Below are 22,114 nucleotides of genomic sequence, written 5' to 3' on the forward strand. Positions count from 1 at the left end.
AGCGGCCAGAAGAGGTGCCAGATCTGCGAGATATTCATCAAGTGGGATGGCCTCTGGTGCCCGTGCTGCGGCTACAGGCTCAGGACGAAACCGAGGAACCTGAAGTACAAGGCAAAGCTGCGCGCAAGAGCCAAGAAGCTCAGCGTCGCCAAGCCCATCACCGTCAGGTCCAGATAAACGAGCAAGACTGGCAATGGAGGGCGGTTCTGACGCCTACGTTCAGCGGCAGGTAAACTCGGGTTCCCGAACTTTCCTGCTCGATGCCCATTTTTACAGCAACGGCTGTTTTATTTCGATTTCAGAAGGGGAGCGCAGGCTGGGCGCCATTTCAGTCGCGCTGAGTTCTGCAAGCAGCACGAGCGCAGTCAAGGTCATCCCGAGCAGGCACGACCCGCTCTTTGCAAACACGGTTGCCGAGAAGGTGGCGTCGATGATAAACGGCATCTGCGCCGTCTCCTTCCATGCAAACTCGCAGTTGAGGCTGGAGGACATGAAAGCAATTATGGGAGAGGTTATGAATATCGTGGGGGAGAGAAAAGATGGCAGATAGCGCGGACCTGCGCAGTTACCTGGCACTTCTCGAAAAGCAGGGCGAGCTTGTACATGTCAAAAAGCAGGTCGACCCCAGGTTCGAGCTGGCAGCCGTCGTGTCAAAGCTTGACGGCGGAAAAGCAGTAGTCTTTGACAGGGTGCGTTCAAGCAAGATTTCAGTGGCAAGCAACATCTGCGGCACCGCAAAGAGGTTCCACCTTGCGATAGGCGCAAAGGGCAGGCCCCAGGGCGTGATGGAGGCAAAAAAGGCGATACACGCAAGGATGGCAGAAGCCCTTGGCAGGCTCTCCGAGCCAAAAAAAGCGGCAAAGGGCCTCTTTGAGCAGAACACTTCAAAGAGCCTTGGCGATCTTCCAATAGTCACGCATTTTGAAAAAGACGCCGGCGCGTTTGCGACTGCGTCCATAGTCTTTGCAAAGGACCAGGAGAAGGGCAACCAGAACTCCTCGACGCACAGGCTCCTGCGCCTTGACGAAAGGCACATGGCGATAAGGATGGTGGAAGGCAGGCACCTGCACAAGTGCTTCACCTACGCCCGCGACCACGGCGAGGACCTGAAGGTGGCAATAGCAATCGGCGTCCACCCTGCAGTGAGCATTGCAGCCGCGTACCAGGCGGCGTACGGCGTCGACGAGATGCTCATAGCAAACTCGCTTCTGGAAGGCGGCCTGTCGCTTGCAAGGACAGGCTACGCGCAGGCTCAGGTCCCAAGCCACGCCGAGATCGTGCTTGAAGGCAGGATACTCAAGGACAGGACGCACGAGGAGTGGATGGTCGAGATGCTGAGGACCTACGACTTCAAGCGCAAGCAGCCCGTCTTTGAACTTGAAAAAATATCGTTCCGCAACGGCGCGATATACCACGACATACTGCCGGGATACGCCGAGCACAGGCTCCTCATGGGCCTGCCGGTCGAGGCAAAGATGTACGACTATGTGAAAAGCGTGGTGCCGACCACGCAGGCGGTGCACCTGACAGACGGCGGGAGCAACTGGCTTGCAGCTGTAATCCAGATCAAAAAGAGGCTTGAAGGCGAGCCCAAGAACGCAATAATGGCCGCGTTTGCCGCGCACCCGTCGCTCAAGATGGCAACTGTGGTCGACGACGACATCGACCCGTCAGACGCAGTGGCAGTTGAATACGCTATCGCGTCAAGGTGTCAGGCCGACAGGGATTTTGTGATACTTCCAAACGCAAAGGGCTCGAGCCTGGACCCGTCAAGCGACCAGGTCAACCTGCTGACGACAAAGCTCGGCATAGACGCGACAGCGACTTTGCTCAAGCCAAGAGATCATTTTGAAATCGCGAAGATTCCCGGACAGGAAAAAACAAAGCTCGACGACTATGTCTGAAGCAGAGATTAAATAGCCTACGATACAAGGTAGATGGGGTTATGAAAGCTAACAATTATGCCATGAAAGACTGGCACCTTGAACATGTCGAAAAAGTCATTGTCCGATTTGTCAAGGGCGTGTCCCCCGACGCCTCTTCTTTTGAAAAGCGCAACTACAAGAAATACAGCACGGTCTCAAGTTGCGCCAAGCAGATTGAATACGACATCAAGCACGGCGTCACGCACGAGGAAGTCATGGCAGTCGTCAAGAAGGTGCGCCACGACAAGGCTTTCAAGGACCTGCAAAAGAACCCCGAAGCGCTCCAGCGCCTCGACGAGCTTGAGAGGCAGATTTGCGCGCCAAGAAAGGCAGTCGCATCGTTCTTCTAAATAATTATATTGCTCGGCGTGGGGCTGAAACTTGCTCCATGTCTGAATACAGGTTTACCGACGGCAACCTTCTCGTGCTTTACGCCGTCCACAAGGGCAGGACGCAGGACGGAAGCCTGCCCGACTACATCCAAGAGCGCGTCAACTTGGCGCTTGAAACTTACAACACGATAGCCAAGTCGAGGCCGGACAGCCACAAGACCATGGTGATGATAGTGGGTGAACCGGGGCCGTCAGAGAAGATCAAGGGCGCGCTCGTAAAAGGCGGAGTAAAGCCGGACATCATCGCAATCGACACCGACTCTAAAAACGTCGCGCACACGCTTGACCGGATTTACGAGATGGTGAGCAAAAAGCCAAACCCGCCTTTCATCTACTTTATCGCGTCAGTGTGGCTCCACGAGACATTCAATGCTACTGTGATATCCAGCATGAAGAACATCCGCGTCCAGTTCTACGGCGCGCTTGACCACCGGCCGGTGCACGAAGTCGAGGCCGAGAAGGCGCTTGACGCGCCAAAGAAGGGCAAGGAGTACTACAAGCGCAAGATAACGAACAAGGCAGTCGACACGGTCCTGAACATAATTTTCCCAGATTGAAAGATTTAATATCCTTCGCCGCTTCGGCTACCGTAAGTGCGGTCATCGTCCAGTTTGGTCTAGGACACTGGCCTTCCAAGCCCGTAACCCGGGACCCGTTTCTCCAAAAAAGGGCGGGCGGGAATTCAAATCCCGGTGACCGCACTTTACCAATCTTGTCAATAATTAGTGTTGACTCGACCTGAATTATAACAGAGATTTCAATTGTATTTGTCGTAAGATTTCTTGTATGGTCAAGGGGGGAGTTCTTCGGGGCCGGAACGCTATTTAAGTGCGGACTCTTTTTTGATCTCGAACACATGTTGATAGAATTCTAATATCGGGAGATGGTTGCCATTGATACTACACAAAGGGTCGTCAAAACAACCTAGTTATCGGCCATTTATTGCCGGAAAGATTCTCTTATAGTACTTGTCCCAACTAGTTAGATGAATCGATCGGCAACCGAATATCAGTCTTGAATTCGTTTGTCCCTTTGTTCTATGGGATCAAGTAGCAGTGGAAAGCTCAGTTTATCATTATTTGCAAACTTTAGAAAGAAATGCGAGATCCCGCTTCCACCGACCATAAGATCGCCTCTGGGAAAGTTTGGATCCTCTGTGAGCCAGCAAACAGAGTTATTTTCAGAATCACGTCCAAGACACTGTAGAGTACGGGCAATGTTTTTGGCTGATTCTAACCACCTCTCTTCTTTCAAGATTCTGAAGGCCTCAAGATATATTTCTCCCAATCCACTCAAGCCATGACATAAACTTAGATTTGAGAACCTAGGGTCAAGACTATGTACTCGTAGAGCTCTTTTTGCAATATCCGCGTATCTTTCTTCCCTTGTACGTTCATACAGTCTAAGAAATGTCAGCGCGATTCCAGGTGATCCATTACACCACCACTTCCATTTACTCTCATCCTGATTGCTAAAGTTCCACTCTAGTGCCCCGCTGACTGGATTGGGAATGGAATTCTTTTCAAGCCATTCAACGCCTTTCTTCCATACTCTCTCAGCATTTGTATCATTGAAAATAAAGGCATATTCGGAAAGAAAATAGACTATTCCTGCGACCCCATGCGCGAATCCAGAGTAGACCGTGTCTTTCAGCGCGGATCCCCCATTAGAAAGACCCCAAGAGCCATCGCTCTTTTGAGAATTGATGAGATAGCTAGCGCATCTGCCTGAAAGCTCCATCATACTCTTGTTTTCGAGCCTACTTCCCACATATAGACAGGAAACACCTTGACCAGCGGCACCATGTGTAAAATCGGGCCAGTCCACTCTCCCGTTCAAAATTTTTAGTATGAAGTTCTCGGTGTTTTCTTTTCTCTCGATCAAATTTGCTGCTATGGCTTCTGACAAGGCTGCAGCGACGCCAGCTTCTCCAAAATGAAGACCAGGTAAATCATTGTCGGGGTATGATAAGCCGTCACCCATCAACCATTCAGATAAAGTTCTCGCTCTCCGGGTTCCGTATGTAGAGCACCGTCACCTTTGTCGCCTCGTCCTTGAGCACCATGTCCCGGGACTTTGTGATGAGCCACGGCCGGTACTTCTGGCTTTCAAGGATCAGCTTGCGGAGCGTGTACAGGTGCTCCCGGGCGTGCTGTATGGTCTGTGCTATCAGCAGCTGGTCGTATCCCCTGCATGACCGGGGGTGGTTTGAAGGCAGCACCGCAAGCTGAAAGTCGGCCATCAGAGTCGAGGTCGAAAGCCCTATCTTGTTTGACTTTATCACAAGCACGCGCCCGCAGTCTAAAAGCGCCTTCCAAGTCTCTATCTGGTACGGCGCAAGGTGCAGAACCGGTTTTCTCGTCCGGGGGTGCGGCAGGTAGCCGAGGTCGGCATAGAACGAGCCCGGCTCCAACGGAATCTGCACGCCGGCAAGGTCGATGCCGCCGTCGCCCGCTGCGTCAACTTCTTTCTTAAGCCGGCTGAACATTGCCCTTGCCTTCCTGCAACTTCCTCAGGGCGCGCTTGTACGCGTACACCGTCGGCGTCTCTCCAAGGAGTTCGAGGTACAGCTTTACGTTCTGGTCAAGCGCCCTGAGTATCTCGACCTTTTGTGCAACACCGTTTGCTTCAGCAAGCAGCTTTTGCAGCTCAAACTCGTGGTCGCGTATCTTTGCAAGCGCCAGGCGGTATTCGTGGATAAAGCCGTCCCTTGCAAGGTCGTCGAGCCAGCCCTTGGCTGCTCCCCTGATGTATGCGACGTCTCGTGCAACCGTAATCCTGTGGACTCCCATCAGCTCGGCGATGCTGCCCTCGGGGATCCCCTTGACCATGTAGTACGCCACCTTCTCCCTGCGCGCCCTGATTGCCGACTGGTTCACAGGCACAGTCTTGGACGCCGCGGGTATTGAGAACTAATTTCTTGGCTAGCCCATTTAAAAGAACTAACCCGAGCACGCGATTAAAGCGAGGACGCTAGCGCAGAAAAACGATGTCCTTGCCGAAATCCTTGAAATGCGGGTCGCCGGTCACAAAGGCGCAGCCAAGCACGACGGCGACGGCGTAGTTTAGCGAGTCCAGCATCCCCCAGCCCTTCACCTTCTTTTTCTGCTCAAAGTTCAGCTCGCCCGCCCTGTGGGCCACCTGCTCGTCGCAGGGGTAGATCTCGGTCCTGCTCCCGATGAACTTTATAACCTGCCGTATCCTGGAGTGCTCCGTCCCCTCCCTCAGGAGCCTTTCTGTCAGCTCTGCTACGGCGGTTGCCGGCGTCACCAGCCGGCCAGACTGCCCGTCCAGGATGCCGGCGACCTTCCTTGCGCCTTCGCCGCCGGCCAGGTAGTCTACCCATGCATAAGTGTCAAAGACGTGGCCGGCAATGGCGTCCTTTCTGGCGCTCAAAGTCTGTCAGTCCCGTGCTCGCGCGCAAAGGTGAGCCCCGGAAACGTCCCGCGTACGTCTTTGACTTCCCTTTGCGGCTCGATGTCCTTTATTATCAGGGTGTCGCCTTCTTTCACCTTCATGCTGTCAAGGACTTCTTTGGAGATTATCACGCCGTAGCTTGTGCCTATCTTCCTCACCTTTACCTCAAGGGACCTCTTCATTCCACTGATATTATAATGTCACATTATAATAAACTTTGCGAGCCGCGCTTTTTCACGGCCCGGGGAGACCGGCCAGCCTTGCAAAATTGTATCATTTTTTTGTGCTTAAAATGTTACATTGTGTATCATTTTTTGCATGCTGCGCTGGAAAGACCCAGACCCGCAAGCTCTGAACTCATGACCACACAAGCGGCACCAGCACCGCAATTATCACGCTGACAAGAACCACGCCTATGATGTCAAGCACCACGCCCACGCGCGCCATCCTTGGCGCAGTGACGTATCCGGTGGCAAACGCAATGGCATTTGGCGGGGTTCCGACTGGCATCATAAAGCCGTATGCGGTGGCGACTGTGACCGGCACCATCAACATCAGCGGGTCTATCCCAAGCGTGCCTGCAAGCGACGCGGCTACAGGTATCAGGAGGGCGACGGTTGCGGTGTTGCTTATCATCTCGCTTATGAGAATTGTCACGCCTGCCACGATGAGCACGACTACAAGGTAGTGCATGCCGGCAAGAAAAGACAGGTTGCCTGCAATCCACGCGTCAAGGCCTGTCGCAGAAAAGGCGCCGGCAAGCGACAGCCCCCCGCCGACAAGTACCAGCACTCCCCAGGGGATCCTGCTTGCTGCATCCCAGTCTAAAAGAGGCTTGCTTTTTTGCGCCACAGGGTCCTTTGCATGTATCACAAACAACGCCAGCGCCGCGGCTATTGCAATCACCGTGTCGTCGACTCCCGGGACAAACTGGCCCCATACAAGCCCGCGGGTTATCCATGCCACGGCCGCAGAGCCAAACACCGCGGCGCTTGCCTTTTCCTGGCCGCTCATCCTGCCAAGCCCGGCGAGCATGCCCCTGACAAGCTCCCTGCCGCCGGCGATAACAACGCCGTCCACCCTTGCCCCGACGTGCACCATGTAAAGCCACGCCACGAAAAGCGAGAGCGCGCTTGCAGGCACGCCTACTGCCATCCACTGCACGAAGCTGACGTCTACGTCAAGGAGCGACTTTGAGAGCGACGCAAAGACCGCGTTTGGAGGCGTCCCGACAAGTGTTGCCATGCCGCCAAGCGACGCGGAATACGCGACTGCAAGAATAAGGCAGACTCCAAACCTCGAGCGCTGGCGCTCGTCTGCCACAAGCGCCACGACTGCGGCTGCTATCGGAATCATGACCATCGCAGTGGCAGTGTTGCTCATCCAGGCGCTCAGGACGCCGGTTACTACCATGAATCCTGCTACGACGTATTTCGGCCGGGTTCCAAACAGGCTTACTATGCCAAGCGCAAACCGCTTGTGGGCGCCCGACTTTTCGATTGCCTTTGCCATCAAGAGCCCGCCCATGAAAAGAAAGACTATCCTGTCTGCGTATGGCACCACGACATCGGCAAGCGGGAGCGCTCCGGCTGCAGGCAGAACTATTATCGGCAAGAACGCAGTCGCGTAAATCGGGATTGCAGCCGTGACCCACCAGCCCGCCATCCACAACGCAAGCCCGAGGACGACTTTTGCCTCAAACGAGAGGCCTGCAACAGGCGAGAGCGCGACCAGCACGAACACGACAGGGCCTGCAGCAAGCCCTATCTTGGCAGACGTGCTTCTGCCCACTGCCTGCTCTGCACTGCCAAGTAATGGTAGGTCCACGTGCACGCGTAGGCGCTGCTTTGATGATAAAGCCTAGGACTGTATTGCAATGCACTGCAATCAGAGCGTGTTTTCGAATTCCACTGTTTCCTGGACAAGAGTGGACTCGATAACTGCATGGCCCCTTGCGCCCCACTGGACCGACTCGGGGCTGTCGCGGATTTTTGCATAGAGGTCGGCTATGCCGTCGTCAAACTCCAGCACATAAAGCTGGCCTGTAAGCGGCGGTATGTCCACAGACCCGCCTGCAAATATTGCTGGCCTGCCGTTTAGTGGTATGTCCTCAAACGACACGGTGTGGCTCCCAAGCGGAGTCCCGTCTGCAAACAGCTCGTATTCGATGCGCGATGTCGTCAGGGTCTGGTCCGTCGGGTTCTCTATGGTGATTACCGGGCGCAGCTGCATGCTTTCGTCGTCAGAGCTTGCGACTGTAACGTCAGAAAGGCGCACCTTGGCCTCCTTGATGTTTGGCGCGGTGATGGTCACAAGCAGAGGGATCATGATTATCGTGATCGCGATAGCCGCTATCGCCCCAATCAGGATGGCTCTGCGCGGGCCTATAATCACGCAGGTTACTCTTGGCAGAGCGCATTAAAACCTTTCTCGTGCCAGAGTTCTGCAGCACTGATAATATAGCGCCGGCGTGTGAGGTTTTTCGATGGCGCTTGCCGACGGCCTCGTGACGTGGGTCCACCTCATCTGCTCCTCGATATGGGTCGGCGGATCTATCTTTATCGCGGCTGTCGCGGTGCCGGTTCTGAGGGCGCACGTCAAGTCGCTTGACGAGCGTGTGGGGATGATGGTCAGGATAGGAAGGCAGTTTAACAAAGTCACCATCCCGGCGTTTGGCATACTGGTGGCAACCGGCATATACAACGCCCGCGCCTTTGCGGCAGACCCGGGCGCGCTTGCCGACTCTGCGTACGGCATCATACTTTTGATAAAGATAGTGCTGGTGCTTGCCACCGTGGGCGCCTACGTCGTGCACGTCAAGATACTCAACTCCGACATGGAAAAGAAGATACTGTCGGGCAGTGCCGGCAGCGTTTACGTCCAGTCTGTCAGGTCAAAGATAATCCACCTTGGCAGGGTCATGGTCGGGCTTGCGATAGCAATCCTGCTTCTTGCCGCGCTTTTGGACAGCGGCGGAATATAGAAAAATAGAGGGGAGAGGAGATCATCTCTCCGTAGTACGGTCACGGTTCTGTGGTTGCCGTGCTGTTGCCGCTTTGTGTCTCTGTCTCGCTTTCAACGCCTACGCCTTCTTCCATCTCGGCCTCGGCGCCGCCGGTCTCTTCTGTGCCTGCGCCTGCGCTGATGAAGTAGGTGATGCTCACGGTGCTGGTCACTTCCTGTTCGCCGGGCAGGATCGGGGTGCTTGCCTGCAGAGACTCGGCGCCCCTTGCAAAGATGGGGAACTGCATGTCTGCCAGGCTGACAGAGTGTATTCCTGACACCTGCATCTCAAGCGCTGTTGCTGCCACGTCTGCCTTGTGCCTTGCGTCGGCTATGGCGTCAGCTATCAGGCTGTCGCGTATTTCCTCCTGCCTCTCCTGCGACACGAAGAAGAACACGCCGCTCACGTTGTTTGCGCCGGCTCCAATCGCCGTGTCTATCACGGTGCCTGCGTCAATTTCTCCCTCAGTCTCGAGGGTGACTGTCAGGCTGTTTGAAACCTTGTAGCCCGTGATTACCTGCTCGGGCTCGCATCCCGGAGGCGGCGGGAAGATTTCGATGCACGCCTGGTCAGGCTGCACGTCGCTGTAGACAGGGAACAGGTTGTAGCTGCTTGTAGCCATCTGCTCTTCTGCTATGCCAAGGTCGGCAAGCGCCGCTATGGTGGCGTTCACAAGTTCCGCGTTGCTCGATGCTGCCTCTGCTGCAGTAGTGGCATTGGTTTCGATTCCCAAGGTCACCGAGAACATGTCCGGCGGGGTCTTGGCTGTAGCCGTCCCCGTTACTGACAGCGTCGGCTTGTCGCCGTCTTCTATGGGCGCAGAGATGAGCTCTGCTTCTTCAACGCAGTGGACCTGCGAAGGGTCTGTCTCGCAGTCCACCAGGTCCTGGCTTGTTACCGGGGCTTGCTCTTCAGTTCCAGTCGTCTGGTCATCCTCAGACTGGGCCGTCGCGGTCGCAGTCAACTGGCTTGCGGCAAACACCGCTGCCAAAAGTCCTGCCGCAAGAATCGCTGCGAGCAGGACCAGCTTTTTCGTCGGCTTGTGTTGGTCTGACATTTCCGCAAGCGTCAAAAGCTCGCATCATAGGTAAGCCTGATGTAGGCGCAATCCGGATCTAATCGCATGAATATTCTTCTGAAAAAGGCGTCTGGCCTTCTGCGCTCAGGTCGATGTCTTTTGTGTCAGAGACCGGGATTATCCCAAGCACGCGGGAGCTGAGAGTCGACTTGGCCGTTATCTGCGACCTCTCGTCTGGGTCGCGCCCGGAGAACGCGTCGGCCATCGCCTGGGCAAAAAGCCCGCCGGTGGTACTGCCGTTGATGTCGACTATTCCTGTCAGCCTCTCAGAGCTGTTTGGCATTATGGTCTTGCCTGCAAGCGACATGGTGGCAAGCTCGTCGCCCCTGTAGTAGACATCTATCCTGTACTGGTCAAAGCTGACAGGGACCGAAGTCGGGTTGCAGGCCTCCACGACCATGCCAGACGAGAGCGTGGCAAGGTCAAAGTCGCGGCCGCCCGCTGCCCTAAACTGCATGTTTCCTGCCGCGTACGCGTTGACTGCAAACGCGGTGATAAATATCGCGGATATTCCAAGTATTGCAGCGACTATGACGGCGGTCCTGGCTGCCATGGAACAGAGCAAGCCCCATGCAATAAAAGGCTGACACAGTTGTTTTCTGTAAAGAGACTCTAGACCTCTATCGTGACAACGTGTCCGCCTTCTGCGGGCCTGATGTCGTATTTGCAGCCGGTCAGAGCATTGGCGACTGCAAGGTTGGTGCGCAGGTGCTCCGTCACCCTTGCAGTCCTGTATGCGGATCTTCCTTTTGCAAGGCAGAGTGGAAGCACCAGCATGTCTGCCAAGAATGGATCAACCGCGGCGCCGGCAAGCGCGCTTTCTATGAACCTGCCTGCCGCCTCCTGCCCCACCTCTTCTGCGCGCTTGCCCCTCTCGCCTATAGAGTCGCCACCTATGTACGGCCCCCCAAAGTCAGAGACAGAATAGACGAGCGCCGACGTGCCGGGCGAGAGCGCGCTCTCGTATGACGCAGAGTAGCTTTTGCACTTTATCCCGGCCTTTTCAAGCGCTACAAGCGCTGCCGCTATCTGCCTTTCGGCGACGTGCTTTGGAAGCTCGCTGCAGACGCTCGTTATTTTTGGCTCGACGTACAGGCCGTTAAGAAATTCCGATGCTGCAGGTGTCTTGCATGGCTTTATCGTCGTCTTTACCATCCCTCCGCCCTTTGGATAGTACCCGCGCTTTACAACATCGACTGAAAACTTGATCCCAATGCTCCTGAATGCATCTGCTACGACATATCGGACATAGTCGATGGTCGGGCTTGCCTTTACATCGGTCCCGCCGGTTATCTCTATCTCAAGCTCGTTGCCCGACAGCGAGACTGCGGGCACCACTGCCATGAGCGTGAGGGGTATGCTGCCGGCGGTGCCGATGTCCACCTTTGCGCTTCCGCCTCCGAACCTGCCTGCAGGCTCAAAACGCACCCGGCTTGCGCCGACCTGCAGGTTCTCCACCTTTGCATCAAAGAGGTCTGCAAGGACCTTTATCGCAGTCAGGTGCGACGGCCGGAGGCCGGGGTTCGGGCGCTTTGAGCGGATGTTTGTTATCTCGACAGGCGTGTTTGTTATGGCAGACAGCGTGACTGCAGTACGTAGTATCTGGCCGCCGCCCTCGCCCTGCGAGCCGTCTATCTGGAGCATCCCTGCATTAGCAGGAAGCCTGCGTTCTTATACGTTGGGTCAAAATTGCTTTAAATTAGCGCGCATTCAACATGCAAGAGTTGACGACAGGCCTCTTTGTAGGCAGGTTCCAGCCGTTCCACCGGGGGCACCTTGCCACCGTCAAGTTTGCGCTCAAGCAGGTCGACAACCTCGTGATTGTGGTCGGGAGCGCGCAAAAGAGCCACGAGCCGAGGAACCCCTTTACAGCAGGCGAGCGCATCGCAATGGTAAAAGCGGCAATAGACGCCGACAACAGGATCGACTCCAGAAGAATCTTGATAATTCCGGTGCCCGACGTCGACGTCCACTCGCTCTGGACAAGGCAGGTGGACATGCTTGTACCGAAATACGATGTCGTGTTTGCAAACGATCCGTTCACGCTCCACCTGTTCCAGGAGTCAGGCGTAAGGACAGTGGAAGCGCCGCTGGTCGACAGGGAGCAGATGTCAGCAACCGAGGTCCGGCGCAGGATGATGGCAGGCGAGGACTGGCAGGAGCTAGTGCCGGCGCAGGTTGCGGAGATAATCAAGGAGATAAACGGCGTTCAGCGCGTCAAGATGTCAGAAGGGCGCCACGGCGGGCACTGATAAGGTATATCTTTAGCTTGCGCGCTATTTCTGGCGTGCCTGACAGGGCCGGCGAGCCGTGGTTTTCGGATTTGTGTAAGCTCTCAAACGACGAGCTGATGCGCATGTACAACATGATAGAGGACGGCCGGTACGAGTTTGCAAAAAACGCGTGGTACATCCCCGTTGGAGGCGACCAGCGCTGCCCCATAATGGTAGCCAAGGGCTACAGGTCGCCTGACACCTTAGCCAAGATGGCCGAGTTCCAGTACACCGCAAAGGAGCTGGAAGCAGAATTCCGCGACTTTATCGACGCGTGGGATTTCGGGCAGATAACGATAAAGGACATCGAGCAGGCAATATTGAAGATACTCGAGGACAGGAACATCGAGATAACCGAGAGATCGTAACCAGTTTATAACACACCTTGACGAAAATGGTGACATGCCTGGCGAGCCCGCTGAGCAAATTTCAAGCAAGACCAAAGAGGCCGTGAGGCAGCTGCTCTATTCCAAGGCAAGCAGGGACGAGATAATGGACACCCTTTCCATGTCGTTTCGCACCTACCTGCGCTACGTTGAGGCGATACGTGACGAGGACGCAAAGGCGCTCAGCAAGGACAAGAAGAGCGTTGCCTGGGAGTTTCGAAAGGCGTACAACAGGCTTGACACCATAATAGAGAGGTGCTGCGAGGTGGTGGACGACCCGGAGGTCCCAAACGAAATCAAGGTAAAGACGCTCAAGCTCCTGACCCAGACCTCGATAGAGATGATAAGGCTCGCAAACGAGGCCCGCTCGGGAAAGCAGTAGTTCAGAGCGAATTTATTAATGCGACAGTGGATCTTGCGGCGATGGAAAGCGGCGGGTACAGGGGCGCGGGTCTCAAGATACTCTCAAAATACGGCGTGTCCGTGGGCGACACCGTTCGTGTCATGACAGGCGACGGCGAAATGTCCGGCGTCATCATGCCCCGCTACGAGTCGGCAAGTGAAGATTACATCGTCATCAAACTGAAAAGCGGATACAACACAGGCGTAGAGGTTTCAAAGGTCAGGTCGCTTGAAAAGCTGGCAGGGCCGGCAAAGGCAGCCACAGCAGACGTGCAGGCGCCGGCACAAAAGCCGGGCCTTCCAAAAATAGCGCTCATCAGCACCGGTGGCACCATCGCAAGCAAGATAGACTACAGGACGGGAGGCGTCAGGGCTGCGCTTTCGGCGTCAGAGCTGTACGCTTCTGTGCCCGAGCTTGCAGGCATCGCCTCAGTAGACCCCGAGGTCCTTATGAGCGAGTACAGCGAGAACCTGAAGCCGGAGCACTGGACGGCGATTGCCGAGAAGGTGGCAGAAAAAGTCAAACTAGATAGATATGACGGCATAGTGGTTTCACACGGCACTGACACGATGCACTACACCGCAGCGGCGCTCAGCTTTGCGCTGCAGGGCTTGCCGGTCCCCGTCGTGCTCGTGGGCGCCCAGCGCTCCTCTGACAGGCCTTCTTCTGACGCCGCGCTCAACCTGATCGGCGCGACAACGTTTGCCGCAAAGGCGCCGGTCGCAGGCGTGTTTGTAGCGATGCACAGCGGGACTTCTGACGACGCAGTCGCGGTGCACGTCGGGACGCGCGTGAGAAAGAACCACACGAGCAGGCGCGACGCGTTTGAGTCCATCGACGTGACGCCCGTCGCCCTTGTCAAAGAAGGCAAGGCGGAGATGCAGTCAAGCGGCATCGAGCTCGCGCAGAGGGGCAGGGGAAAACTTGATGCTAAAACGAAATTTGACAGCAGGGTGATGCTTTTGAAATACCACCCGGGCTTTGACCCAGATCTAATAGAGCACGCTGCAAAGGCAGGATACAAAGCCATAATCTTGGAAGGCACGGGGCTTGGGCACGTCAGCAAGGACTGCTTTTCTGCGCTCAAAAAAGCCGTGGGCGCAGGCGTCATGGTGTGTATGGCCTCTCAGTGCATCTGGGGAAGGGTGAGCATGACAGTCTACGACACTGGTAGGGATCTCCTCGACATCGGAGTAATCCCGCTGTCGGACATGATATCCGAGACCGCCACTGCAAAGGCGATGTGGGCGCTTGCAAACGCAGGCGACCCAAAGAAAGCGATGCAGGAAAACATGGCAGGCGAGATCTCGTCTGCAATACCGCTCTAGCGGGCAAGGCTTAATACGTGCACCAATCGATTTCTTTTCGTGGCGCTACCGGATCCAAAAACGCTCGACCTGAAGGTGGGCTTTGAGATCCACCAGCAGCTTGGCACGCAGAGCAAGCTGTTCTGCAACTGCAGCTGCAAAGAGGCCGAGCAGTACGACAAGGCCTTCATGCGCAGGCTCAGGCCGACCCAGAGCGAGCTTGGCGCCTATGATCCCGCGGCAATGTTCGAGTTTTCCAAGATGCGCGCCTCTGAATACCACGCCGCAAGCGGAACGAGTTGCCTAGTTGAGGCAGACGAGGAGCCGCCGCACGAGGTGAACGGCGAGGCACTTGATACTGCTCTTGTATTCTCGCTTGCCCTCCATTCAAAAATAATGGACGAGATCCACGTCATGCGCAAAATAGTAATCGACGGCTCCAACACAAGCGGATTCCAGCGCACCATGCTGGTAGCGATGGGCGGCCACCTCGATGTTGCTGGCAAAAAAGTGGGTGTGCAGAGCATCTGCCTTGAAGAGGACGCGTCAAAGGTGCTCGGGGAAGGCGACGGCACCCGCAAGTACGGCCTTGACAGGCTGGGCGTGCCGCTTGTGGAAATTGCACTAGAGCCGGTCACTGGCAGGCCGGAGGAGATTATGCAGGTCGCGCTCACGCTTGGCAGGCTATTGCGAGCAAGCAAGAGGGTGGCGCGCGGCCTTGGGAGCATCAGGCAGGACGTCAACGTGTCTGTCATGGGCGGCGCGGTAGTGGAGGTAAAGGGCGTCCAGCAGCTGGATCAGCTGGTCAAGGTTATAGAGCACGAGACGGCGAGGCAGCACGGGCTTGTCGTCATTTCAGAAAAACTGAGAGAGAAAGGCGTGGACGAAAATTCAGTCGGCGACAGGATAGATGACGCGACTGACGTCGTCGGCAGGTCGCAGTCAAAGGTGGTAAAGAAAATAATGTCAGGTCCGCGCCCGGTATTCAGGGCAATCAGGGTCAGGGGCTTTGCAGGCATGCTAGGCTTTGAGCCGTACCCCGGCATCAGGCTTGGCAAGGAGCTGGGTGAGCTTGTCCGGTTCTATGACCTTGGCGGGGTGTTCCACTCTGACGAGCTCCCAAACTACGGCATCAGCCAGGAGGAAGTCGATGCCGTCAAGAAAAAGCTGGAACTGAAGGAAAAGGATGCGTTTGTCATAGTCGGCGGGCCAGAGGACAGGGTCGCCTACGCGACCGACGCCATAGTTCGCAGGCTAAAGGCCGCGCTTGCCGGCGTGCCTGCCGAGACGAGGGCGGCGACTCTCGACGGCAGGACGGTGTTCAGCCGGCCCCGCCCTGGAGCGGCAAGGATGTACCCCGAGACAGACATCCCGACCATACCTGTCACAAGTGAGAAGCTCGAGTCGCTTGCAGCCAGCGTCCCGAGGCCCTGGGACGAGGTCGTGGACGGCATAGCGTCAAAATACGGCTTGAACAAAAAGCTTGCAAGCCAGATATTTGACTCCGATTATCTACAGGTGTTTGAAGGCATAGCAGGAAGCACGAAGGTACAGCCGACGTTTGTGGCATCGAAATTGACAGAAGACGTCACCAGCCTGCAGAGGCAGGGAGGCGACCCGTCGCTCCTCTTCGACGACATGATTATGGATGTCTTTCAGAGGCTCGACGCGGGAGCGATAGCCAAAGAGTCCGTTGCACTCATCTTTGAAAAGCTGATGAAAAAAGAAGCCGCAACCGTCGACGAGGCGATAAGGGCGCTTGGCGTTTCTTCCATAAGCGACGACGAGCTGAGCGCCGCTCTGGATAAAGTGATAGCAGACAACATGGCAGTAGTCAGGGAAAAGGGCATGGGCGCGCTGAGCATGCTGATGGGCAGGAGCATGGCGGTGCTCAGGGGCAAGGCCGACGGGCAGAAGATAAACGCGATGCTCAAGGACAAGCTGGGCAAGCTGTCAAAATGAGCCGCAGGCCCAAGCCCGTCAGGGACCACTACACAGAGTCGCTTGCGACAAACTCGCAGAACCTTGCGCGCCAGCTTGCAGGCGCGTCCGTTTCCGAATCAGAAACAAGAGAGATAATCGATGCCATCTCTTCCCTCTACCTCAAAGAGACGGAGAAGATAGCGGAGGAGTGCGAACGCGATATCATGGCGCTTGAAAAAGTCCCGAGCCCGCTCGGGCTGTTTGTGAGCTGCATATCGCAGGTCGCACAAGACGTCAGGTCGCCTGCGGCGGCAGACCTTTTGCAAAAATACGTCGCGGCCTGGGAAGACTGGATGTAAAGCCAGAAACGTTCTTTAGCTTGTTGGAGGCGTACGCTCTTTGCCGTGGAGACCGGGAGATTTGCCGACGAAAAAGCAGACTTTGACCCGCGTTCGTGGCTCAGGAAGTACCGCAGAAATTCCATCGGCTACATAACAAAGATGCTTTTCTTTTACCACGGAATCGGCATCGGCCTGATCCTGGCGGGCACCGCAGTAATAGAGCAGCTGGTGCCAGACTACGAGGAGCCGTCCGTGCCCCGCTCCCTAATAGGCGTCCTTGCGGCCGGCCCCATCGAGGAGTCGCTGTTTTTTGGCATACCTTTCTACGTGTTCAACAGCTCGCACGCGCTCATAGTCACAGGCGCCATCTGGGCTGCTTTGCACATCTTCAATACGCCAAACGTAGAGCTTGCAAGCCTGGCGTTTGGCAACTGGCTGTTCGTGGTGCCGTCGCTTTTCTTCAGCCTGAGTACATGGGCTTCCGGCAAGGGCTGGTTTGCAGTCGTCGTTCATTCCGCCTGGAACGGCATATTTTTTGCAGCCGGCTGCGGCACGGGCGAGCTTGCATGCACAACTTTGGAAGAAGACGCGGTTTTCAATGCAGGCAGCATGGCGCTTTCGGCAGCGTTTCTTGCCGGCACCTACGTGCTTTACAGATGGAGAAGCAGAAAGGCAAGGAACGAATTCAATATATAGGCCGGGCAGAGTGTTACACAACGAACCGGTGAGAGGATTGAGCGGGACTGAAAACGTTAGCGTGCAGGTGACAGTCGGCGACGTCAAGGTGCAGTTTTCCGGGACGGCAGAATCGGTGATGGCGTCTGTCTTTAACTTTCTTGCAAAGCAGGTCCCGTCGATGGACCTTGCGAGAAAGATATCGCTCAACTACGACGCGACGGAGCTCATCGAAAAATACGCACCCTTGGTCAAGATAACCCCGGAGGGCCCGCGCGTGATACCCGACTCGGGCGTGCGTCTTTCTGACAAGGACATGGTAGCATTGCAGCTTGTCGCGGCAAGGATTGCAAAGGACACCGGGAAAGCAGCCGACGACGCGATGCAGGTGTCTGAAATCCAGTCGGCGACAGCGCTGAACCCCAAGTCCATAAGCTCCAGGATATCAGAGATGGTAAAGGCGGCCCACGTCGCACGGGACGAGAAGGAGCCGGGCAAATACAGGATAACCACCGCAGGGATCCACTGGCTCAATTCGATTGTGGAGAAAAAGTCTAGCCGGGCGTAGCGTCGCTTGGCGGCCTCTTCTGTATGTACCGGTAGTTCCGCATCGTGCCGTTTCGGGTCATGATGTTTTCGCGCACCATGTCTGTCAGCGAGTGCGACACGGCGGTCCTGTCATAGTTGTAGCCGCGCCTTGACAGCTCCTCGTGCACGTCTGCAAGCGACCTGTCTTCTCCAAAATAGCCTTCAAGCCAGAGGGTTTCAAGAAGGCCCCTGCACGTCATGCCGCCTTTGACCGGCTTTTGCTCTGCCGCGACCGGCCGGGCTTCTACAGGTCGCGCCTTGAGCGCTTCTATTTCGCGCTTTAGCTCGTCCATCTGTGCACGGATTGCAGGGTCCACTATTTTCGCAGAATCAAGGCTCGAAAGCACGGTCTCGACCACCTGCTTGACCTTGCTCTCGACGCAGGTTATCTCTATCTCCCACTCTCCGTGCTTGAGCCTTACCTTGACCTCGCCCTGAGGCGGCGACTCGCTCACAGGCAATCGGTTTGCAAAGCTATTGATAAACTTGTTGCTGGCCATATTGTTCATGTTGCGCAATATTAATATAATTGTGCCCGCATATCTTGTTGACCAACATGGCCACGCAATTAAATCAGCCTGCAGGCATCAGCCTGGGAGACTTTGGCATACTGGAATCGGTGAGCAAATGCCTAGCCCCAAAACTCGACGAGTTGAGGGGCAAGAAGATAATGTTCAGCTCCGACGACAAGACACTCGTTCCGGTGGACGGCTGGGGCACAAAGAGCCAGTCGTGCGCGACTGTCACCACCATCAGGCCTGTGAGGGAAAGCGCGATGGTAGCGGCCATCGATTCCAGCAGCATCAGACTCGCAGAGACCGAGGAGGGCGGGCTTTATGCCATCAAGTGCGGGGTCGCAATCGCCTACGGCGGTGCGCCCTTGATGCACTTCAAGATAGGCCCGATGCTTTTCTACCTGAGCGAAAGCACTGTCTACGATTCTGAGCTTGACGACAGGCTTGCACGGCTTGTGATTGCAGACGGCGACGTGGCAAGGAGGCTTGTGAGGGTCAGGGCAGAGCGCGCCATCCAGTTCGAGCTTGCGGGCCACCTGCGTAATTCCATAATTCTGGTCGACGGCTCTCTCCGGTCGTCGGTGTTCGAGGACCGGGAGCGGAGCATCGGCAAGATTGCCGAAAACTGCGTGCTTTACAGGAACCAGCTTGTCGGCATCAGCAAGCACACAAGGCTCAAGGTGCTTGAAAGGGCCGCGGCTCCGCTTGCAAACGTGCCGGGGCCGGCGTACCTTGAAGTCGACATGATAATCAAGAGTCTGGTCAAAGGTACCGTCGGGACCAACCTGATGGCAAGGCTTGGAAGCAACACGCCCGTCCTCCGGGTCGACGTCGTGGGCGAGAGGGACCGGGCTCTCGGGCGGCTGCTCGGCAACGACCCCGTGGCCCATGGCTACCCAGAGACTCTGAGGCTTGCGCACCACATCTCGACATTTACAAGCACAGAAGTGACGTGCCTTCGCGGCCACGTGCTCAATAGCTACGGCGTGACAGAGCTTGCAGCAGACGACGTACGCAGGACACTTTTGGGGTCGATAATGGTATGAAGATCCTATCAAAGGCCGGCAACGAGCTTTTGCTGATAGCCATGAAGGACGACAGCGCTGCAAAAGGCGACTACCTGCTGATAGAGGACAGGGGAAGGAGCATGGTGGTGCAGGTCTACGACGAGGAATACCTGTCGTCGCAGTCACTCATAGAGGACATCGTCAAGGAGGAGGTGGTCAACGCATCGAGTGCGGAAAACCTGCACGACCCGCTCAACATAGGGAGCCTGTCGAGGCTTGTCAGGGACGCAAGGATATTCAAGGCCAAGATCCGCGCCGCAGTAAAGGAAGGCAGGCTCGCAAGCGACGTGTCGTGGCTGCCCTCAAGGGTCGAGTCCAAGGTGAGAAAGCTTGCGATGAAGGAGCTTGACGCGCTCCTTGGAAGGTCCGGCGTGTATCCGATACCTCTGGGCCAGGCCGGCGACGAGGATTTTGAGATATTTGCAGAGGACCTTGACGGCAAGCTGACCATAATAACCGGCAAGAAAGAGTCGGGCAAGTCGCACCTGTCAAAGCTGCTCGTAAAGACGCTTGTACAGCACGGCGCGTTCGTGGTCGTGTTTGACCTGAACAACGAGTACGGGGGCCTGCGCTGGAACCGCGACGGCACGCAGTCGCCCGTGCACGACAGGGTGATGGTGCTAGAGCCCGGCAAGGGATTGCAGCTGTCGCTTGACTACTGCGGAAAAGCTGCGGTTGCAGGGATGCTGAAAAACGCGCTTGACATGCCCGCCGCCTCTGCGCGCGAGTTTTTCCGAATATGGGACTGGCTTGAGAACAAGCGCACGCTTGGCATCGAGGCTATAGGCAACGCGGTCAACACCTGGAACATAAACGAGCTTGTGCGCGACGCGCTTGTCTCCCGGTACCATGTCATCCAGTCGTCGCGGCTCTTTTCCGACGCAGGCGGCTTTAGGTTCGAAGACGCGATGAAAGCAGGCGGGGCTGCCATGATAGTCAACATGGGCGAGGTCTCGGGGACAGTAAGGCGGATGACGGTAGAGTTGGTGCTGAGCAAGATAGTCGACCTTTTGGAGCGAAAAGCAATACCGCCCATCTTTTTGGTTGCAGAGGAGGCCCACCTCTACATCCGCGAGACGTACTGGGAGGACATCGTGACCCGTATGAGGCACTTTGGAGTCTACACCACGTTTGTGACAAACCAGCCCGACGCGATTAGCGACGGTATCTACCGGCAGGTGGACAACATCTTTTTGTTCAACTTTACAAACGACTCGGACCTTGACAAGATATCAAAGGTCTCGCTTGCAGACAGCGACACAGTCAGGTCTATAGTGAGGACGCTCCCGCAGAGGCAGTGCCTTGCGATAGGAAGGGCTGTTTGCGACCTGCCGGTAGTGGTAAAGGTTGCGCCCGCCCAAGTGCTTGCGCTGGGCGAGACTAAAAAGTTCTTTAAAAAGTAGGCTCAGACCATCCCGGTCTGGCTGCGCTTTTTAGAACCGATGTCGACTGCCTCGCCAACTGAGGAGATGAAGACCTTGCCGTCGCCGGCTGCGCCCGTGCTTGCCGCGTCCAGTATGGCCTTGACCACCTTGTCGACGTCGCCGTCGTTAACCACGGTTATAACGCAAGCCCTGGTCGAAAACTCTGCCACGTGCGACGAGGTTCCCCTGCCACCTGCTACGCGCGGCTTTTCGCCCCTGCCCCTGCCTCTTGCGTCGAGAATCGTCGCGCCACTCACGCCCGCACTCTTGAGTGCATCGTTGACGGCGTCTGTCTTTTCACTGGCGATAACTGCCTCTATACGCTTCATGGCACGTTCTAAAGTAGGTTACGATATAAGGTTTTCAAACAATTTGTCTGGGCAGTTTCAATATTACCCAAGAGCGATCAAACGGTGCAATTATCATAAAATCGGCAAAAAATATATCACTTGCAGCCGTTGCGGACCGCCCAGTCCTGGCTTGCAAACTCGCTCACAAAGCACTGTCTGTAGTCGAGGCCCACAAACCCGCTGTCGAGCAGTTCCTGGTTGAGGTTGTGCGAGCCGCAGTAGACTACACCCACGATGTTTCTGCCCTTTATCTGCCCGTCGTCCTGGTCCACGAGGACGCTGCTTCCAAGGCAGTTGTACCTGGTTATCTTGGAGCCGCTCTCGTAGTTCCTGTCATTCCTTGACACCTTTGTGAGGGACAGGTCCACCTTGTACGTGTCCTTGTCTGTTTGAACATAGATGGTGTCGGTGTCGACCATCTTTATCACCTTGCCCTCGATGCAGAGCGCCGAGCCGAGACACCGGGGAGAAGCCGGCGCCAGATTGCTTGTAGCCGGCGCGGGTTCTGACGCCCTCTCGGCGTCTTTCTGGTAGGTGGCAGGATCGTTTGGTTCGCCCTGCGTGCCGGCGGTAAAGCGCCACGTGCTAGAGCCGTCGGGTATCCTCTGCCACGTCCTTGCGTCGTCGCGCCTGTCAAGAAGCGACGACGGCGTGGTGTCAAGCGTCCTGCCTGCAGAATCGACAAGGGCAAGGGTTTCCACTATTGAAAATCTCTCGCCCTCTACCTTGACCACGTAAAACTGGCCTGCCCCGATCACGGTCCCGGCAGGTATTGTGATTGTAAACGGCCTTACCTGGGTCTGGATGGCAAAGTTGCCAATGTTGATGTCAGACGACGTGGGGTTGTAAAGCTCGACCCACTCCCTTCCCGTGTCCCTCCCGCGGGGGTTCATCTCAACCTCGTTTATCAGTACGTTGGTGCCCGAGCCGCCAGGCTGGCTTACCTGCTCCTCGTTTCCCTGCGCGCTTGCGGGGATAGCGCCAACCAACCCTGCGCCAATGAGGCCAACCACCAGCGTCACTGCAAGTCCCGTTTTTGACATTTA

General features: G+C 56.1%; 28 protein-coding genes and 1 tRNA gene. 16 read left to right on the plus strand and 13 right to left on the minus strand.

Features of this window, described 5'->3' with window-relative positions; all coding sequences use genetic code 11:
* The first annotated feature begins 193 nt into the window (after window positions 1-193).
* The 5 genes from HXY31_RS05375 to HXY31_RS05395 all read left to right on the plus strand — a co-directional run bounded on the left by HXY31_RS05375 (window position 194) and on the right by HXY31_RS05395 (window position 3,018).
* The gene (locus HXY31_RS05375) at window positions 194-550 is read left to right on the plus strand and encodes a hypothetical protein (protein WP_292640564.1); all 357 of its coding nucleotides are present in this window, start codon (window positions 194-196) and stop codon (window positions 548-550) included.
* The gene (locus tag HXY31_RS05380) at window positions 540-1,904 is read left to right on the plus strand and encodes a UbiD family decarboxylase (RefSeq protein ID WP_292640566.1); all 1,365 of its coding nucleotides are present in this window, start codon (window positions 540-542) and stop codon (window positions 1,902-1,904) included. Before HXY31_RS05375 ends, HXY31_RS05380 begins: the two co-directional genes overlap by 11 nt.
* A 41-nt stretch (window positions 1,905-1,945) precedes the next feature.
* Complete coding sequence (locus HXY31_RS05385) at window positions 1,946-2,275, plus strand: hypothetical protein (protein ID WP_292640569.1); 330 nt, start codon at window positions 1,946-1,948, stop codon at window positions 2,273-2,275.
* A 38-nt stretch (window positions 2,276-2,313) separates the two neighbouring features.
* A complete protein-coding gene (locus tag HXY31_RS05390; protein WP_292640571.1) occupies window positions 2,314-2,874 on the plus strand; it encodes a hypothetical protein in 561 nt (186 codons plus the stop codon).
* A 38-nt stretch (window positions 2,875-2,912) separates the two neighbouring features.
* A tRNA-Gly gene (locus HXY31_RS05395) sits at window positions 2,913-3,018 on the plus strand.
* Between the two features lie 307 nt (window positions 3,019-3,325).
* Here the strand turns inward: HXY31_RS05395 and HXY31_RS05400 are convergent.
* The 7 genes from HXY31_RS05400 to HXY31_RS05430 all read right to left on the minus strand — a co-directional run bounded on the left by HXY31_RS05400 (window position 3,326) and on the right by HXY31_RS05430 (window position 8,128).
* On the minus strand, window positions 3,326-4,300 hold the full coding sequence (locus HXY31_RS05400) for a lanthionine synthetase LanC family protein (protein ID WP_292640725.1): 975 nt from the start codon (window positions 4,298-4,300) through the stop codon (window positions 3,326-3,328).
* 7 nt (window positions 4,301-4,307) lie between these two features.
* Window positions 4,308-4,805, minus strand: a complete 498-nt coding sequence (locus HXY31_RS05405; protein WP_292640573.1) for a hypothetical protein — start codon at window positions 4,803-4,805, stop codon at window positions 4,308-4,310.
* Window positions 4,789-5,196, minus strand: coding sequence for a hypothetical protein (locus tag HXY31_RS05410; protein ID WP_292640575.1), 408 nt, complete (start codon window positions 5,194-5,196; stop codon window positions 4,789-4,791). Before HXY31_RS05410 ends, HXY31_RS05405 begins: the two co-directional genes overlap by 17 nt.
* Window positions 5,197-5,290: 94 nt before the next feature.
* Window positions 5,291-5,713, minus strand: a complete 423-nt coding sequence (locus tag HXY31_RS05415; RefSeq protein WP_292640577.1) for a PIN domain-containing protein — start codon at window positions 5,711-5,713, stop codon at window positions 5,291-5,293.
* Window positions 5,710-5,916, minus strand: coding sequence for a hypothetical protein (locus HXY31_RS05420; RefSeq protein ID WP_292640580.1), 207 nt, complete (start codon window positions 5,914-5,916; stop codon window positions 5,710-5,712). The genes HXY31_RS05415 and HXY31_RS05420 overlap by 4 nt, the downstream gene beginning before the upstream one ends.
* Before the next feature lie 175 nt (window positions 5,917-6,091).
* Entirely contained in the window at window positions 6,092-7,561 is a 1,470-nt protein-coding gene (locus tag HXY31_RS05425; protein WP_292640582.1) for a DASS family sodium-coupled anion symporter, read from the minus strand.
* A 60-nt stretch (window positions 7,562-7,621) separates the two neighbouring features.
* Window positions 7,622-8,128 (minus strand): hypothetical protein, encoded by a 507-nt coding sequence (locus HXY31_RS05430; protein ID WP_292640584.1) that lies wholly within the window; start codon window positions 8,126-8,128, stop codon window positions 7,622-7,624.
* 91 nt (window positions 8,129-8,219) lie between these two features.
* Here HXY31_RS05430 and HXY31_RS05435 point away from each other — a divergent pair, with 91 nt between their 5' ends.
* On the plus strand, window positions 8,220-8,717 hold the full coding sequence (locus tag HXY31_RS05435) for a CopD family protein (RefSeq protein ID WP_292640586.1): 498 nt from the start codon (window positions 8,220-8,222) through the stop codon (window positions 8,715-8,717).
* A gap of 40 nt (window positions 8,718-8,757) precedes the next feature.
* On the opposite strand, the gene HXY31_RS05440 is transcribed toward HXY31_RS05435, so the two are convergent.
* The 3 genes from HXY31_RS05440 to rtcA are packed head-to-tail and all read right to left on the minus strand — an operon-like array spanning window position 8,758 to window position 11,460.
* On the minus strand, window positions 8,758-9,795 hold the full coding sequence (locus HXY31_RS05440; RefSeq protein WP_292640589.1) for an SIMPL domain-containing protein: 1,038 nt from the start codon (window positions 9,793-9,795) through the stop codon (window positions 8,758-8,760).
* A gap of 58 nt (window positions 9,796-9,853) precedes the next feature.
* Entirely contained in the window at window positions 9,854-10,369 is a 516-nt protein-coding gene (locus tag HXY31_RS05445) for an LEA type 2 family protein (protein WP_292640591.1), read from the minus strand.
* A 59-nt stretch (window positions 10,370-10,428) separates the two neighbouring features.
* Window positions 10,429-11,460 carry an RNA 3'-terminal phosphate cyclase gene (rtcA, locus tag HXY31_RS05450; RefSeq protein WP_292640593.1) on the minus strand — a complete coding sequence of 344 codons (1,032 nt, stop codon included), beginning with the start codon at window positions 11,458-11,460 and terminating at the stop codon, window positions 10,429-10,431.
* 80 nt (window positions 11,461-11,540) lie between these two features.
* Here rtcA and HXY31_RS05455 point away from each other — a divergent pair, with 80 nt between their 5' ends.
* From HXY31_RS05455 to HXY31_RS05490, 8 genes are read left to right on the plus strand one after another with little or no spacing between them, the layout of a single operon-like run.
* Window positions 11,541-12,068 carry a nicotinamide-nucleotide adenylyltransferase gene (locus HXY31_RS05455; protein WP_292640595.1) on the plus strand — a complete coding sequence of 176 codons (528 nt, stop codon included), beginning with the start codon at window positions 11,541-11,543 and terminating at the stop codon, window positions 12,066-12,068.
* 35 nt (window positions 12,069-12,103) lie between these two features.
* Complete coding sequence (locus tag HXY31_RS05460) at window positions 12,104-12,457, plus strand: hypothetical protein (protein ID WP_292640597.1); 354 nt, start codon at window positions 12,104-12,106, stop codon at window positions 12,455-12,457.
* 34 nt (window positions 12,458-12,491) lie between these two features.
* Window positions 12,492-12,857, plus strand: a complete 366-nt coding sequence (locus tag HXY31_RS05465) for a hypothetical protein (protein ID WP_292640600.1) — start codon at window positions 12,492-12,494, stop codon at window positions 12,855-12,857.
* Window positions 12,858-12,898: 41 nt separating this feature from the next.
* Complete coding sequence (gatD, locus tag HXY31_RS05470; protein ID WP_292640602.1) at window positions 12,899-14,206, plus strand: Glu-tRNA(Gln) amidotransferase subunit GatD; 1,308 nt, start codon at window positions 12,899-12,901, stop codon at window positions 14,204-14,206.
* Between the two features lie 39 nt (window positions 14,207-14,245).
* Window positions 14,246-16,147 carry a Glu-tRNA(Gln) amidotransferase subunit GatE gene (gene gatE / locus HXY31_RS05475; RefSeq protein WP_292640604.1) on the plus strand — a complete coding sequence of 634 codons (1,902 nt, stop codon included), beginning with the start codon at window positions 14,246-14,248 and terminating at the stop codon, window positions 16,145-16,147.
* Window positions 16,144-16,467, plus strand: coding sequence for a hypothetical protein (locus tag HXY31_RS05480; protein ID WP_292640607.1), 324 nt, complete (start codon window positions 16,144-16,146; stop codon window positions 16,465-16,467). The genes gatE and HXY31_RS05480 overlap by 4 nt, the downstream gene beginning before the upstream one ends.
* Before the next feature lie 45 nt (window positions 16,468-16,512).
* The gene (locus tag HXY31_RS05485; RefSeq protein ID WP_292640609.1) at window positions 16,513-17,145 is read left to right on the plus strand and encodes a CPBP family intramembrane glutamic endopeptidase; all 633 of its coding nucleotides are present in this window, start codon (window positions 16,513-16,515) and stop codon (window positions 17,143-17,145) included.
* 10 nt (window positions 17,146-17,155) lie between these two features.
* Window positions 17,156-17,692: a hypothetical protein gene (locus tag HXY31_RS05490; RefSeq protein ID WP_292640611.1), complete on the plus strand. Its 537-nt coding sequence runs from the start codon at window positions 17,156-17,158 to the stop codon at window positions 17,690-17,692.
* Here HXY31_RS05490 and HXY31_RS05495 read toward each other — a convergent pair.
* Window positions 17,679-18,167: a hypothetical protein gene (locus HXY31_RS05495; RefSeq protein WP_292640614.1), complete on the minus strand. Its 489-nt coding sequence runs from the start codon at window positions 18,165-18,167 to the stop codon at window positions 17,679-17,681. The two genes, HXY31_RS05490 and HXY31_RS05495, sit on opposite strands and share 14 nt — an antisense overlap.
* Window positions 18,168-18,268: 101 nt before the next feature.
* Here HXY31_RS05495 and HXY31_RS05500 point away from each other — a divergent pair, with 101 nt between their 5' ends.
* Both HXY31_RS05500 and HXY31_RS05505 read left to right on the plus strand, forming a co-directional pair.
* Window positions 18,269-19,273 carry a DNA double-strand break repair nuclease NurA gene (locus HXY31_RS05500; RefSeq protein ID WP_292640616.1) on the plus strand — a complete coding sequence of 335 codons (1,005 nt, stop codon included), beginning with the start codon at window positions 18,269-18,271 and terminating at the stop codon, window positions 19,271-19,273.
* Complete coding sequence (locus HXY31_RS05505) at window positions 19,270-20,697, plus strand: DUF87 domain-containing protein (RefSeq protein WP_292640619.1); 1,428 nt, start codon at window positions 19,270-19,272, stop codon at window positions 20,695-20,697. Before HXY31_RS05500 ends, HXY31_RS05505 begins: the two co-directional genes overlap by 4 nt.
* 2 nt (window positions 20,698-20,699) lie before the next feature.
* Here HXY31_RS05505 and HXY31_RS05510 read toward each other — a convergent pair whose 3' ends face one another.
* The gene (locus HXY31_RS05510; protein WP_292640622.1) at window positions 20,700-21,047 is read right to left on the minus strand and encodes a P-II family nitrogen regulator; all 348 of its coding nucleotides are present in this window, start codon (window positions 21,045-21,047) and stop codon (window positions 20,700-20,702) included.
* Window positions 21,048-21,163: 116 nt separating this feature from the next.
* Entirely contained in the window at window positions 21,164-22,111 is a 948-nt protein-coding gene (locus tag HXY31_RS05515) for a lamin tail domain-containing protein (RefSeq protein ID WP_292640624.1), read from the minus strand.
* Window positions 22,112-22,114: the final 3 nt, after the last annotated feature.

The sequence above is a fragment of the Nitrososphaera sp. genome (genome assembly GCF_013388945.1).
GTDB lineage: Archaea > Thermoproteota > Nitrososphaeria > Nitrososphaerales > Nitrososphaeraceae > Nitrososphaera.